Source organism: Micromonospora sp. CA-240977 (assembly GCF_050942285.1).
In the GTDB taxonomy this organism is placed as follows: domain Bacteria; phylum Actinomycetota; class Actinomycetes; order Mycobacteriales; family Micromonosporaceae; genus Micromonospora.
This window is the reverse complement of sequence record NZ_CP192055.1, coordinates 3687436-3701078: the sequence shown is the minus strand read 5'-3', so window position 1 is coordinate 3701078 and position 13643 is coordinate 3687436. Positions and strand designations below refer to the sequence as shown.

Sequence of the window (13643 nt, the reverse complement as noted above, 5' to 3'; positions counted from 1 at the left end):
GTGCCGGTACCGGGGAAATCCACAGATGTTGATTGACGGGGACAGTTAACACTCTTTAAGATTTGGCTGCCTCGAGGCCCACCCGTTCCTGCGTCCCCCACCACCCGCCCGCGACAACCCGCGCGGACGGGTGTCGTCCCCCGCCCACGGGAAGGCCCCCGATGTCCTCACCACTGCGCCGCGCCCTCGCCGCCGGCCTCCTCGCGCTGGCCACCGCCGGCGCCACCCTCACCGTCACGTCCACCGCCGCGCAGGCCGTGGTGCTCCCGAACAACTTCAAGAGCGTCGGCTACATGCCCTCCTGGGCCGGCAACATCAACACCATCCAGTACAACAAGCTCACCCACATCAACTACGCCTTCATCCTGCCCAACGGCGACGGCAGCCTGCAGGGGGTCGACGGAGCGCGACTCTCCTCGCTGGTCTCGCAGGGACACGCCAACAACGTCAAGGTCTCGATCGCGGTCGGCGGCTGGAACGACGGCAACGACTCGGCCTTCGAAGCCCTGGCGGCGAACTCCGGCAGCCGGACGAACTTCGTCAACAACCTTGTCAACTTCGTCAACCAGTACAACCTCGACGGCGTCGACATGGACTGGGAGTACCCCGACCCGGGCGCCTCGGCCAACAACTACACGGCGCTCATGACGCAGCTCGGCAGCGCCCTGCACAGCCGCGGCAAGCTGCTCACCGCCGCCGTGGTCTCCGAGGGCTACTCCGTCGACGGCGTCCAGACGGCAGTGTTCAACCAGGTCGACTGGCTCAACATCATGGCGTACGACGGCGGCAGCCCACACGCCAACTACGACTGGTCGATCAACAGCGTCAACCTGTGGAAGGCGCGCGGCCTGCCGGCCAGCAAGGCGGTGCTCGGCATCCCGTTCTACAGCCGCCCGGTCTACTACAACTACTCGTACCTCGTCGGTCTGGACCCGGCGAACGCCAACCGGGACTGCGCCAACGTCGGCGGGTCGCAGCAGTGCTGGAACGGCATCCCGACGGTCAAGCGCAAGACGCAGTGGGCGTTGGCCAACGCCGGCGGCGTGATGAACTGGGAGCTGAGCCAGGACACCAGCGGCTCGACCTCGCTGCTCAGCGCCATGTACGACACCATCATGGGCGGCACCACCCCGCCGCCGACCGGCCGGACCGGCCGGATCACCGGCATCGGCGGCAAGTGCGTCGACGTGGCGGCGGCCAGCACCGCCAACGGCGCGGCAATCCAGCTCTACGGCTGCAACGGCACCGCCGCGCAGACCTGGACGGTCGCCAGTGACGGCACGCTGCGCGCCCTCGGCAAGTGCGCCGACATCGCCAGCGGGTCCACCGCCAACGGCGCGAAGGTCCAGCTCTGGGAGTGCAACGGCAGCGGCGCGCAGGTGTGGCAGGCGCAGTCCAACGGCACGTTGCGCAACCCGCAGTCGAACAAGTGCCTGGACGCCACGGACAACAGCTCCGCCGACGGCACCCGCCTGCAGATCTGGGACTGCTTCGCCGGCGCCAACCAGCGCTGGACGCTCCCCGCCTGACCGAACGGCCCGCGCGGTCCCCGGTCGACGCCCAGCGTCAGCCGGGGACCGTCGCGTGCTCGCGGGCCAGGGTGAGCATCTCCTGCACCGAGCCGGCCGGGTCGGTGACCGGGAACTGCACGGCGCGTACCACCGCCGTCGGGTCGACGAGCAGCGTCAGCCGCTTGAACCGGGTCACCCCACCGGCCCGGAAGACCGGCAGCAGCAGCCCCGCGGCCAACCGGCCGTCCTGGTCGGACAGCAGCGGAAACGGCAGCTCGGCGTACGCGGCGAAGTCGGCGAGCTGGTCCGGGCGCTGGGTGCTGATCCCGTGCACCCGCACCCCGGCGGCCTCAAAGTCGGGGTGCCGCCTGGCGTACGTCGTCGACTCCAGGGTGCAGCCCCGGGCACCGGGGATCTGCGCCCAGCCCGGCGGATAGCCGGGTGTTCCCGGCGCGTAGGCCCCGGGGAAGAAGTAGAGGACCGTCCAACTGTCCGTCGCGGCGAGCGCGACCGGCCGCCCGTCGGGGCCGGGCAGGACGACCTCGGGCAGTCGTCGCCCGACCAGGTGGTGCGCGCGGCGCGCCTCGGCGGAGTCGGCGTCGGCCGTCGCGGTCAGTCCACCGTCACCCATCAGGTGCCTCGTTCCCCAGTCCTGCAGGGCGATCAGCACCGGCAGCAGCCCTTCGCCCTTCGCGGTGAGCAGATAGTCGTACCGGGGTGGGTGTCGCGAGTAGGGCCGGCGCTCCAGCACGCCGTGCTCGACCAGGGCGGCGAGGCGGTCGGTGAGCGCCCGCCGGCTGACGCCCAGCTCACGTTGCAGCGCGTCGAAGCGGGTCGTTCCGCCGGCGACGTCGCGCACGATGAGGAACGTCCACCAGTCCCCCAGCACGCCGAGCGCCTGCGCGATGCCGCAGTCCGCATCGGCAAGATCCTCTCGCCGCACCCGCCACCTCCCTCGGCCCCAGCCGACTATAGTGCGTTCCAGTTTGAAACGCATTGGTTTGGCGAACGGGGGCCGACGACACGCGCGTCGACGATCGAGCCAGACGTGCCGGCGCCGGTGGCCTCACCGACCACGACCGGACGACGACCCAGGCCGGGTCGCGTCGCCCGGCACCGTCGTGCGGCGGTGCGGCCACCGCCCGACCAGACGCCCCCGCCGCGGCCAGCAGCAGCGGGAGGCAGTGGGTGAGCGACGGATCACCTGGCGCGGGACGACGCCATCCGCAGCGCGGTCGCGGCGTCCGGCGGACCGAGCACGATCCAGGAACCGTCGGCGAAGAGCAGCGCGAGCCGCCCGATGGTGCCACCGGGCAGCGCGTCGAGGCGGACCAGCGACTCCACGCCCACCTGCCAGGCCACCTCCAGTGGCTGGTCGCGGGCCGCCGGGCCGGGCCCGTCCCAGGCCGCCCGCACCTGCCGAGCCGCCGCCGAGAGGCGGTCCCGGAGACCACCGCCCGCGGGCGGCTCCACGCCGGCCGGCCGACCGCTCTGCCGGCGGAGCACCAGCACCCGGCGGTTCGTCAACGCCAGCACCTGGGCGATCCTGGGCTCGGGCAGCTGCTCGTCCAGCCCGACGCCCACCGAACCCGGTGGACCGCCGAGCACCCCGTTGCGGGCCGCCTGATACCACTCCACCCCCGGCCCGGTGGAGGCCGTCACTCCGGCGGCATCCCAGGCCAGCCCCTCCGCCACCCGCAGCGGGTTCAACTCGGCACGGAGCACCTCCCCCGCCGAACGGCGACCCGGGACGCGGGTGAACCAGCACGCCTCCCGCAGGGCCTCGCCCGGGAGCAACTGGGTCTCCACCTGACCGAGCAGCTCCGCTCGGCGCGCTGCCGGCTCGTCCATCGCCCCTCCCCGCGTCACGGCGCCCGGTCGGCTGCCGGGTCCGTCCAGGAACTCACCGTACGCCGCCAGCGGCTGCCGTCGCCGTCGTCACCGCGCCGCTGATCCTCGTACTCGTCCGCGGAGGAGTTGATGACCAGGTCACCGACCGACTCCAACCCCTCGCCGACGATCGACCCGTCCAGCGGGGTGGCGAGCTTGATGCCCACCTTGAGCCAGTGCTTCGGGCCGTACAGCTTGTTGATGGTCCAGGCGGCGATCTTGCCGACGGTGCCCAGCGCCTTGAGGGCCTCCATCATGGCCTTGTACGCCTCCAGCGCCCGGTGCAGCTGCGCCAGGATCCGGGTGGTCCGACTGACCGCGATGCCGGTCTCGGCCGCCGAGGCGACGGCGGCGGCCGCCTCGGACGCACCGGCGGTGATGATCGCGAGCGCCTGGGCCGCGAGCCAGGTGATCACCAGCCACTCGACCAGCTCCCGGATGACGGTCCGGATGATCTCCTCGCAGTCGCGCAGGTCCATCGCGGTGTCGCCGAGGCTGTCGGCGGTCCGGGCCATCTCCCCGGCCGCCGTCTCCAGCCCCTCCACCAGCGCGGTGATCCGCCGGGCGTACGCCTCGGCCGCCTGGCCGGTCCACTCCGGACGCAGCGCCTCCAGGCCCTGCCGCTCCTGCTCGGCGACCTGCCGCAGTTGGGTGGCCGCGGTGCGCCAGGCGCCCGCGTGCGCGTCGAGCTGGTCGGGGTCGCCGACGCAGAGCTCCAGCAGTTGCAGCAGCGGCCACACGAACGGGTAGAGCAGCGTGTCCAGTCCGGTGTTGAGCGCCTCGGAGGCGGGGCTGGTGACCTGGTTCCAGGTGTCCCGGACCTGCTGGTAGCCCTTGGCGACGTCGACGGCGTCCGGCTGGGTCACGACCCCTCCCGGTACTGGCTCGCCAGGTGGTCGGCGTTGCCCGAGTCGGTGTGCTCGTACGCATCGGCGTTGCCGCGCAACCCCTCGGCCAGGTCGTGCAGGTGCTGGACGAGCGCCTCCAGCGAGGCCACCTCGTCGGTCACCCAGCCGCGGTAGCCGGCATCCAGGCCGGCCATCTGCCCGATCACGCCGAAGAGGTTGCCCTGTGCGGTGGCCGACTCGACGGCACGGGCTGTCGACTCGGCCGTCCCGGCCGCGGCCTCCTGACCGGTGGCCGCCGCGCGCAACGCCGCCGGGTGGACGGTGAAGCCGTCGCCGCTCACCGGCGCCTGCCGAACTGCTCGTCGGCGGAGTCGAGCCGCTCCTCGGCCTCCCGGAACCGGCCCTGGTCGAGCGCCCGGTCGACCATCGACCGCACGTCGACCGCCCCGCCCGTGGCCGGGCCGATCAACTCCTGGACCGCCTCGGCCTGCCGCCGCCCGGCCTCGGCCGCGGCCTCCCGCTGCGTCGCCACGATGCGCTCCGCCAACTCCTCCGGCCCCAGCCGCATCGCGGAGGCGCTCAGCGTGAGCCGTACCGGCATCCCCCCGGGTGCCACCACCGCGACGACGCCGTCCGAGGATCGCGCCTCGCCGTACAGCCGCTCGGGGTCGTCGCCGAGCTCGGCCAGCCCCGCGAACCGCTCCCGGGTGTCCGCCACCAGGCGTCCGAACCAGGCCCGGGTCTCGTCACTCACACTCACCGTCGCCCCCCGTCACAGTCGTACGAGCGACGAGCGTACCGATGCCGGTCCAACCTGGCTGCCCCGTCACCGGGCGCGGCCCGGGTCGTCCACGCGCACAGTGGTTTTCCCGTTCCAACGGCGGACGGGGCCATAGCCTGGATCCGGGGGATGCCCGCACGGGCATCCCGGGCCGGGAGGATCGCGTGGCAACGAACGAGGAGGACCGGGCGGCGACGCGCCGACGCCGCCAACTGTGGGCGGGGGTGCTCGCGCTCGTCGGCCTGGTCCTGCTGATCATCGGTGTCACCGTGGCCGACGGCGTCGCGGCCTGGGTCGAGGTGCTTGTCGCGATCGTGCTGCTGGTGACCAGTTACGTCGTGCAGCACCTGGCCCGACGGGAGACCGTCTACCGGCACGACGAGCGGCGCTGACACCGCCGACGGCCGGGCGTACCCCGGATCGTCGGAGGCTTGTGCCAGGCTGTCCGGCGTGGCACACCGACCCCCGATCCTGCTGATCGACGCAGCCAGCCTCTACTTCCGGGCCTACTTCGGCATCCCGGAGTCCGCCGCCCGCACCGAGGACGGCACCCCGGTCAACGCGGTGCGCGGCTTCCTCGACATGCTCGCCACCCTCATCCGCGGTCGCGGCGCCGACCGGATGGTCTGCGCTCTGGACTACGACTGGCGGCCCGCGTGGCGGGTCGATCTGTTGCCGTCGTACAAGGCGCACCGGGTCGCCCCGCAGGGCGGCGAGATCGTCCCGGACACCCTCTCCCCGCAGGTGCCGATGATCCTGGAGGTGCTGGCCGCGGTGGGCATCACCGCTGTCGGCGCGACCGGCTACGAGGCCGACGACGTCCTCGGCACGCTCTCGGTCACCCAGCCGGGCCCGGTCGAGGTGGTCTCCGGCGACCGCGACCTGTTCCAGCTCATCGACGACGCCCGGTCGGTCCGGTTGCTCTACGTGGGGCGCGGCGTCGCCAAGCTCGACGACTGCGACGACGCCGCGGTGCGGGCCCGCTACGGCGTGCCGGCCGACCGGTACGCCGACTTCGCCGCGCTGCGCGGCGACCCGAGCGACGGGCTGCCCGGCGTGGCGGGCGTCGGCGAGAAGACCGCCGCCCGGCTCATCGAGCGCTACGGCAGCGTCGCCGGCATCCTGGCCGCGCTCGACGACTCCGACTCGTCGTTCGCGCCGGGCCTGCGCACCAAGCTGGCCGCGGCCCGCGACTACCTGGGCGTCGCGCCGACGGTGGTCCGGGTCGCGCTGGACGTGCCGCTGCCGGAGCTGCCCACCGCGCTGCCGACCGCGCCTGTCGATCCGGACCGGCTGGTCGAGCTCGCCGGCCGATGGAACCTGGCCGGCTCCACCCGCCGCCTGGTGGACGCCCTCGCCGCCCGCGCCGACGCCTGACCGCCGAGTCGGCTGTGCCGACCCCGGACCGCCGGCGCGGCTGTGCCGACCGCCCACGCCCGACCGGCGGCGCGGCAACGCCAGCCTCGCCTGAACGCCGCCGCCGGCGGTGGCGCGGCGGTCGGCCTCAGGCGCGCAGCCTCGCCGCGAGGTCGCCGATCGCTCCCATCGCGAAGCGCTGCATGCCCGGGCCGAAGGTGATGCGGGTCGCGCCCCGCCGACCCAGCTCGGCAACGGACTCGCGGTCCGGGCCGGCGGCCATGTTGATCGGCCCCGCGATGCCCGCACGCAGCACCGGCAGGACCTCCGGCGGCGCCAGGATCGGGTAGACGCAGTCCGCGCCGGCCGCCACGTACCGGCGGGCGCGGTCCACCGCGTCGGCCGGGTCACCCGTCCCGACCAGGAACGTGTCGACGCGCGCGTTGATGACGAGCGCGTCCCCCGCCTCCGCCCGCACCTCGGCCAGCCAGTCCGCGTGCCGCTGCGGGTCCTTGAGGGTGGCGTGCCCCTCCGAGTCCTCCAGGTTGCAGCCGACGACGCCCGCCTCCAGCAGCCGTCCGACCAACTCGGCGGAGGCGAGACCGTAACCGCCCTCGACGTCGGCGGACACCGGAACGGAGACGGCCCGGACGATCCGCGCCACCGCCGCGAACATCTCGTCCGGCGGCGTCGCGCCGTCCTCGTAACCGAGCGACGCGGCGACCCCGGCGCTCGGGGTCGCGAGCGCCGGGAAACCGGCGTCGGCGAACACCTTGGCGCTGGCCGCGTCCCAGGGGCCGGGTAGGACGAGTGGGTCGCCCGCGGCGCGGTCGTGGTGCAGGGCACGGAAGGTGGCGGCTGTCATCGTTGTGGTCTCCCGACGGGACGTGCGGCGGCGGAGGTCAGGCGGTGTACCCGCCGGTGGAGTCAAGCACGGCGCCGGTGCGGTACGAGGCGGCGGGGCTGGACATCGACACCCTGACCGCGACCACCCGCGCCCTCGCCGCCACGCTCCGGCCGGACGCCTGACCCGGTCGGCGCGGCGGCGCCGGGGAGGGGAAGGGCCGGCCGGCTACTTGATCTTGCGGGTGGACCGGACCACGATGCTCTCGTACTCCGGGTGCTTGACCAGCCAGTCGGCGAGAAACGGGCAGATCGGCACGACGGTCCGCTTTCTGGCCCGCGCGTCGTCCATCACCGCGCGCGCCAGCGTCGACCCGACGCCCCGGCCCTCGAACGCCGGATCGACCTCGGTGTGGGTGTAGGCGATGATCGAGCCGGTCAGCTGGTAGGTGACGAACCCGGCGACCGCACCCGCCTCGTCGTGCGCCTCGAAACGCTCCCGCTCCGGCGCGTCTGTCACTGTGAACTCCACCCGACCATCCAACCACCCGCCCCGGCCGCGCCGACCGCGAGGCCAGCGGGGGCGCCGTACGCGCATTCTCTCCGTGGGAACGGGAATCCAGCGCCGCCGCGCCCCGTGGGAGGAGAGACGCCACAATGACGAATCCAGCGACCGACGGCGGCTTCGCCGTCGTGGAGATGTTCACGTCCCAGGGCTGCAACAGCTGCCCACCCGCGGAGGAGTTGCTCAGCGAGCTCGAGCACGACGCACGGGTTCGGGGGCAGAACGTCTTCGCCCTCGGGTTCCACGTCGACTACTGGGACAACCTGGGGTGGCCCGACCAGTTCGCCGACCCGGCGTACACGGCGCGGCAGGAGGCGTACGCCCGCGCGTTCGGCACCGGGGGTCTGTACACCCCGCAGATGGTCGTCAACGGCACCGTGGAGTTCGTCGGCTCCGACCGTCGGCGAGCGGCCGGCGCGATCATGTCCGCCATGTCGTCGACCGCCTCCGCGCCCCTCACGCTGTCCAGGGCCGACGGGGATGGCCACCGGGTGCTGCTCGACTACCGGGTCGAACACCCGCCGGCGGGGGCCGTGCTGAACGTGGCGATCGTGGAGCGGGGCCTGGACAGTGCGATCGCCCGGGGCGAGAACGCCGGGCGGACGCTTCGGCAGGACAACGTCGTACGCGCCTACGCGTCGGTGGGGCTGGACGCCGAGCGGGGCCAGGTGCGGTTGGTGACACCACCCGATCTCGATCCGCGCAACGCCGCGGTGGTCGGTTACGTTCAGGAGGACGGCAACCGGGCGATCGTCGGCGCCACCGCCATCGAGGTGTCCACGGCGTAATCTCGGCGCATGCGGATGGGGCGCGGCGCGAGGGGGCACTGTGGTTGACGCCGACGACGTACGACGGGTGGCGCTGGCCCTGCCGCACACCGTGGAGATCGCCAGTGACGGCTTCGACTTCCGGGTGGCCGACAAGGGCTTCGTCTGGTCCTACCCGGAGCGGGTCCCCGGAAAGCCGCGGGTGATCCGGCTCGACATCGCCGTGCTGTTCGTCGGCGACGAGGCCGAGAAGCAGGCTCTCCTGCTCGGCGAGCCCGACCTCTTCTTCACCACGCCCGGCTACGAGGGCCTGCCCCTGGTGCTGGTGCGCCTGGCGGAGGTCGGCCCCGATCGGCTGCGCGAGCTGGTGACCGACGCGTGGCGGATGCGCGCACCCGAGGCGCTCCTGGGCGACCTCGACGACGGTGGCGCGTCGGCCGTCGCGGCGGACGCGGGCGCTGGCGCATAGCGACATCAGCACGCAACGGGTTTGACACATTGACGGGGATCTCGGTACTCCACTACCGTTGCTGTGAGAGCGCTCTCTCACCTGACCTTCCCCCCAATTCAGACGCACGCGTCGGAACCGGCAAAGGGCCGCACCCCGGCGCGCGATGGAGGCACCATGAAACCTCCCGTCCCCCACCGCCGCTGGGCCCTGGCCACCGCGACCGCCCTGGCCCTGGTCGTCGGCGGTCTCGCGATCCCCGTCACCCGCGCCGCCGAGGCCGCACCTGTCGGCGCCGGCAGCTACACCACCACCCCGGTCGGCGCACTCCCCAGCGGCTGCGGCGCGATGTCCAGCAACCCTCGGCAGTTCGCCACCGCCAACGCGCCGGCCGGGCCGATACCCACGAACGACTGGTGGTCCTCCCTGCTGTGGAAGCGCACCGACTGCTCCTTCAGCGAACCGCTGCACGCCCACCCGATCTCGTACGACACCTTCACCGACGGCCTTGGCTTCTCCGCCAACTCCACACCCGCCATCAGTGGCACCGCGACCGGCGTCGGTGAATACCACTACCCCTACGTGCAGGACATCCGGGTCGGCGTGGCCGGGCTCGGCGCACCCCAGGTCAAGGTGGACGGCTGGACCGACTGGACGGTCAGCCCACACTGGAGCGACGGCACCCGCACCATGCGCGCCACCATCGGCCACGGGCTGCCGTTCGCGTACTTCCAGACCACCGGTGGGGACGCGGTGATCGGCACCGCCGGCACCCCCGACGTGTGGTCCACCAACGGCGCCACCATCGGCTTCCGGGTCAACGGCCACGACTACGTCGGGTACGCGCCCAGCGGCGCCACCTGGACCGTCGCCGGCGGCCGGATCTCGTCCACCCTCGCCGGCCGGGGCTACTTCTCCGTCGCCCTGCTGCCGCCGACGTCCAGCGCGACGGAGCGCGCCGACCTGGCCGCCACCTACGGCCGGTACGCGCACGCCCACGTGACCGGCACCCAGGTGTCGTACGCGTACGACCCGGCGACCAGCGGCCTGACCACCACGTACGCGTTCACCACTACCGCCCGGGAGGGCTCCGCCACGCAGACCGTGGTCAGCCTCTACCCGCACCAGTGGAAGTCGCTGAGCGGGTCCACCGCCATCACCCCGACCTACCCGTCGGCGCGCGGCCGGATGCGGGTGCTCACCGGCGTCAACCAGTTCCGCACCGCCATGAAGTTCCAGGGCGTGCTGCCGGAGCTGCCGGCCGTCGGCGACGGCAGCGGAAGTGACCTGGCCACCATCACCGGTCAACTGGCCGCCGCCCGCGCGAACCCGATGGACCAGCGCGGCAACGACACCTACTGGACCGGCAAGGGGCTCGGTCGGGCCGCCCGCATCGCCGAGATCGCCGACCTGGTCAACGACACCACGACCCGCGACAGCGCGCTGAACGCCATCCGCAGCACGCTCACCGACTGGTTCACCGCTTCCAGCGGCAAGACCAGCCGGGTCTTCTACTACGACAACAACTGGGGCACCCTGATCGGCTACCCGGCGTCGTACGGCTCCGACCAGGAACTCAACGACCACCACTTCCACTACGGCTACTTCATCGCCGCCGCCGCCACGCTCGCCAAGTTCGACCCGGCCTGGGCCACCGCCAGCCGCTACGGCGGCATGGTGGACCTGCTCATCCGCGACGCCAACAACTACCAGCGCGGCGACACCCGTTTCCCCTACCTGCGTGACTTCGACATCTACGCCGGCCACGACTGGGCGTCCGGGCACGGCTCGTTCGGCTCCGGCAACAACCAGGAGTCCTCGTCCGAGGGGATGAACTTCGCCAACGCCCTCATCCAGTGGGGGCAGGTGACCGGCAACGCCGCCGTCCGTGACGCCGGCGTCTTCCTCTACACCACGCAGGCCGCCGCCATCCAGGAGTACTGGTTCGACGCCAGCGACCAGAACTTCCCCGCCGCCTTCGGGCACTCCACGGTCGGCATGGTCTGGGGCGACGGCGGCGCGTACGCCACCTGGTTCAGCGGCGAACCCGAGATGATCCAGGGCATCAACCTGCTGCCGGTCACCGGCGGACACCTCTACCTGGGCAACAACCCGGCGTACGTGCGGACCAACTACGCGGAGCTGGTCCGCAACAACGGCGGGCAACCGACGGTATGGCAGGACATTCTCTGGCAGTTCCAGGCCCTCGGCGACCCCGACGCGGCGCTGGCGAACCTGCGCGCGAACCCCGGCTACACCCCGGAGGAGGGCGAGAGCCGAGCCCACACCTTCCACTGGATCCGCAACCTCGCGGCGCTGGGCACCGTCGACACCACGGTGACCGGCAACCACCCGCTGTCGGCGGTGTTCTCGCGCAACGGGGCGCGCACCTACGTGGCATCGAACCCGACCGCCGCGCCGATCACTGTGACGTTCTCCAACGGCACCAGCCTCACCGTGGCAGCGGGCCGGACGGCAACCACCGGGGCGTACACCTGGAGTGGTGGCAACGCGTCCGGCGGCGTACCACCGGGGTCGACGCCGACGACCGCGCCGCCACCGACCACCGCGCCACCCACGACGGCGCCGCCGACGTCCGCGCCACCCACGACCACCCCGCCGACGACGGGTGGTCCCACCCGGTACCTGCTGCCCGGGGGCGGGTTGGGCGCCGCCGGCAGCGCGGCCACCACGACGGTCGCGGCCGCCAACGGCAACCACGACGGTACGCCCACCAACCCGCAGGTCTTCACGGCGACCGGCCTGAATCTCGCCTACTCCGGCGGGCAGACCACGTTCGACCTGTTCGTGGATGCGGGGACGGCGGTCGGTAACGGTGTGCAGGTGCGGATCTCCTACGACCTCACCGGCAACGGCAGTTGGGAACGGGTGGAGACCCTTCGCTACTTCGCCACCGACCCGGTTCCCGGCTACGAGCACTACACCCAGAGCGCGGGCCTGGCCTCGGCCACCGGCACGTTGGGCACGCTGAGCAACGGCACGGTCCGGGTGGAGGTCTGGTCGGCGATCGGCAACAACCCCAGCACCGTGGGCATCGGCAACCAGTCGGTGCTGCGGCTGCCGTACTCCTGATCGACCCCGCACGTGGCGACCGGCCGGTGCGCGGGACCACTCTCGGTCCCGCACACCGGCCGGTGTGCGGAGTCAGTCAGGCATCCGCGGTCAGGAGGCGGCGCAGGTGGGCGTCATGCCCGCGCCGCTGCCGGTGCCCTGGAAGCCGAACTCGGTGACCTGACCGGCGCCGAGCCGGCCGTTGTAGTCCACGTTGGTGAACCGCACAGTGCCGGTGGAGCCACTTGCCGTCGCGCTCCAGGTGTTCGTGACACTCGCGCCACTGGGCAGCGTGAAGCTGACGTTCCACCCGCTCGTGCCGCCGGAGCCCGCGGTGACCTTGACGGTGGCGACGAAGCCACCGGTCCACGAGTTCAGTGACACCGACGCCGAGCAACCACCCGGCGGAGGCGTGGTGGGCGGCGGGGTCGTGGGCGGAGGCGTGGTGGGCGGCGGGGTCGTGGGGGCAGGCGTCGTCGGTCCCGGGGTCGTCGGCGACGGGGTGATGCCCGGGCCGGCGTTGAGGGCGTTCAGGACGCTTGTGTACGCCGCCTTCTTGTTGCCGCTGCAGTCGAAGAGCAGGGCGTTGTCCGACCCGCGCCACGAGTCGCAGTCCCGCACACCCCAGGTGGTGATGCCGGTGCACCGCGAGACGTTCATGCACGCGCGGGTGACCGAGCCGAAGATGTTCGCCTGGTTGCCGCCGGTCATCACGTCCAGCTCGGTGATCTGCACGTCCACACCGAGATCGGCGAAACGCTGCAGGTTGGCCTGATAGTCACCGGCCAACGACGTGCCCAGGTGCGACTGGAAACCCACGCAGTCGATCGGCACACCACGGGACTTGAAGTCCCGCACCATGTTGTAGATCCCCGTCGACTTCGCGTTGATCCCGTCGGTGTTGTAGTCGTTGTAACACAACTTCGCACCCGGATCCGCCGCCCGCGCCGCCCGGAACGCCGCCTCGATCCAGTCGTTACCGGTGCGCTGCAGGTTCGAGTCACGCCGCCCGCCACTGCCACCGTCGGCGAAAGCCTCGTTCACCACGTCCCACGCGTAGATCTTGCCCCGGAAGTGGGTCGCCACCTGCGTGACGTGGTTGATCGCCGCACTCCGCAACGCGCTACCGGACATGGTCTGCGCCCAACCCGGCTGCTGCTGATACCACAACAGCGCGTGGCCCCGCACACTCATGCCGTTGGCCTGCGCGTGACTGACCAGCCGATCACCACCGGTGTAGTTGAACCGGCCCTGCTGCGGCTCGGTCGCGTCCCACTTCATCTCGTTCTCGGCCACGACACTGTTGAACTCGCGGTTCAGGATGGTCGCATACGTGTTGTCGGAGAGCTTGTTCGTCGCGACGGCCGCGCCGAAGTAGCGGCCCTTCTCGGCCGCCGACGCCCTCAGGGTCGTGCCGGCACTGGCCGTGGAGGTCAGCGTCATCGTCATTCCGGCGGCGAGTGCGCCGGTGGCTGCGACGGTCACCGCCAATCGCAGAACTCTCTTGTGATTCATGCGAATTCCTTGTCTGTGGTGGTTCGGTGATGGACGTGCAGCGCCCG

The 13643-nt window shown here is 72.0% G+C and carries 14 protein-coding genes; 6 read left to right on the top strand and 8 right to left on the bottom strand.

Annotated elements, in window-relative coordinates:
* Positions 1 to 161: 161 nt before the first annotated feature.
* A complete protein-coding gene (locus ACQPWW_RS17055; protein WP_433133872.1) occupies positions 162 to 1529 on the top strand; it encodes a glycosyl hydrolase family 18 protein in 1368 nt (455 codons plus the stop codon).
* Between the two features lie 37 nt (positions 1530 to 1566).
* Here the strand turns inward: ACQPWW_RS17055 and ACQPWW_RS17050 are convergent, their stop codons facing one another.
* The 5 genes from ACQPWW_RS17050 to ACQPWW_RS17030 all read right to left on the bottom strand — a co-directional run bounded on the left by ACQPWW_RS17050 (position 1567) and on the right by ACQPWW_RS17030 (position 5009).
* Positions 1567 to 2454: a winged helix-turn-helix transcriptional regulator gene (locus tag ACQPWW_RS17050; protein WP_433133870.1), complete on the bottom strand. Its 888-nt coding sequence runs from the start codon at positions 2452 to 2454 to the stop codon at positions 1567 to 1569.
* 257 nt (positions 2455 to 2711) lie between these two features.
* Complete coding sequence (locus ACQPWW_RS17045; RefSeq protein WP_433133868.1) at positions 2712 to 3362, bottom strand: hypothetical protein; 651 nt, start codon at positions 3360 to 3362, stop codon at positions 2712 to 2714.
* Positions 3363 to 3376: 14 nt separating this feature from the next.
* Positions 3377 to 4267, bottom strand: a complete 891-nt coding sequence (locus tag ACQPWW_RS17040) for a WXG100 family type VII secretion target (RefSeq protein WP_433133866.1) — start codon at positions 4265 to 4267, stop codon at positions 3377 to 3379.
* Positions 4264 to 4590 (bottom strand): type VII secretion target, encoded by a 327-nt coding sequence (locus tag ACQPWW_RS17035; protein WP_433133864.1) that lies wholly within the window; start codon positions 4588 to 4590, stop codon positions 4264 to 4266. The genes ACQPWW_RS17040 and ACQPWW_RS17035 overlap by 4 nt, the downstream gene beginning before the upstream one ends.
* Positions 4587 to 5009, bottom strand: a complete 423-nt coding sequence (locus ACQPWW_RS17030; protein ID WP_433133862.1) for a hypothetical protein — start codon at positions 5007 to 5009, stop codon at positions 4587 to 4589. The genes ACQPWW_RS17035 and ACQPWW_RS17030 overlap by 4 nt, the downstream gene beginning before the upstream one ends.
* A gap of 185 nt (positions 5010 to 5194) precedes the next feature.
* On the opposite strand from ACQPWW_RS17030, the gene ACQPWW_RS17025 reads away from it, so the two are divergent.
* On the top strand, positions 5195 to 5422 hold the full coding sequence (locus ACQPWW_RS17025; RefSeq protein WP_433133860.1) for a hypothetical protein: 228 nt from the start codon (positions 5195 to 5197) through the stop codon (positions 5420 to 5422).
* Between the two features lie 58 nt (positions 5423 to 5480).
* Positions 5481 to 6407, top strand: coding sequence for a 5'-3' exonuclease (locus ACQPWW_RS17020; protein WP_433133858.1), 927 nt, complete (start codon positions 5481 to 5483; stop codon positions 6405 to 6407).
* Positions 6408 to 6534: 127 nt separating this feature from the next.
* Here ACQPWW_RS17020 and ACQPWW_RS17015 read toward each other — a convergent pair whose 3' ends face one another.
* A complete protein-coding gene (locus ACQPWW_RS17015) occupies positions 6535 to 7251 on the bottom strand; it encodes an isocitrate lyase/PEP mutase family protein (RefSeq protein WP_433133856.1) in 717 nt (238 codons plus the stop codon).
* Between the two features lie 207 nt (positions 7252 to 7458).
* Entirely contained in the window at positions 7459 to 7749 is a 291-nt protein-coding gene (locus ACQPWW_RS17010) for a GNAT family N-acetyltransferase (RefSeq protein ID WP_433133854.1), read from the bottom strand.
* A gap of 137 nt (positions 7750 to 7886) precedes the next feature.
* On the opposite strand from ACQPWW_RS17010, the gene ACQPWW_RS17005 reads away from it, so the two are divergent.
* The 3 genes from ACQPWW_RS17005 (at position 7887) to ACQPWW_RS16995 (ending at position 12102) form a co-directional block, all read left to right on the top strand.
* Positions 7887 to 8582, top strand: a complete 696-nt coding sequence (locus ACQPWW_RS17005) for a DUF1223 domain-containing protein (RefSeq protein WP_433133852.1) — start codon at positions 7887 to 7889, stop codon at positions 8580 to 8582.
* Positions 8583 to 8622: 40 nt separating this feature from the next.
* Positions 8623 to 9030, top strand: a complete 408-nt coding sequence (locus ACQPWW_RS17000; RefSeq protein ID WP_433133851.1) for an MmcQ/YjbR family DNA-binding protein — start codon at positions 8623 to 8625, stop codon at positions 9028 to 9030.
* Positions 9031 to 9186: 156 nt separating this feature from the next.
* Positions 9187 to 12102: a glycosyl hydrolase gene (locus ACQPWW_RS16995; protein WP_433133849.1), complete on the top strand. Its 2916-nt coding sequence runs from the start codon at positions 9187 to 9189 to the stop codon at positions 12100 to 12102.
* A gap of 90 nt (positions 12103 to 12192) precedes the next feature.
* On the opposite strand, the gene ACQPWW_RS16990 is transcribed toward ACQPWW_RS16995, so the two are convergent.
* Positions 12193 to 13596, bottom strand: a complete 1404-nt coding sequence (locus ACQPWW_RS16990) for an endo-1,4-beta-xylanase (RefSeq protein WP_433133847.1) — start codon at positions 13594 to 13596, stop codon at positions 12193 to 12195.
* Between the last annotated feature and the right edge of the window lie 47 nt (positions 13597 to 13643).

Excerpts from the sequence above, each read along its gene's own strand:
- ACQPWW_RS17055 (WP_433133872.1), top strand. The coding sequence starts at position 162 with ATGTCCTCACCACTGCGCCGCGCCCTCGCCGCCGGCCTCCTCGCGCTG.
- ACQPWW_RS17045 (WP_433133868.1), bottom strand. The coding sequence starts at position 3,362 with ATGGACGAGCCGGCAGCGCGCCGAGCGGAGCTGCTCGGTCAGGTGGAG.
- ACQPWW_RS17015 (WP_433133856.1), bottom strand. The coding sequence starts at position 7,251 with ATGACAGCCGCCACCTTCCGTGCCCTGCACCACGACCGCGCCGCGGGC.
- ACQPWW_RS17005 (WP_433133852.1), top strand. The coding sequence starts at position 7,887 with ATGACGAATCCAGCGACCGACGGCGGCTTCGCCGTCGTGGAGATGTTC.
- ACQPWW_RS16995 (WP_433133849.1), top strand. The coding sequence starts at position 9,187 with ATGAAACCTCCCGTCCCCCACCGCCGCTGGGCCCTGGCCACCGCGACC.
- ACQPWW_RS16990 (WP_433133847.1), bottom strand. The coding sequence starts at position 13,596 with ATGAATCACAAGAGAGTTCTGCGATTGGCGGTGACCGTCGCAGCCACC.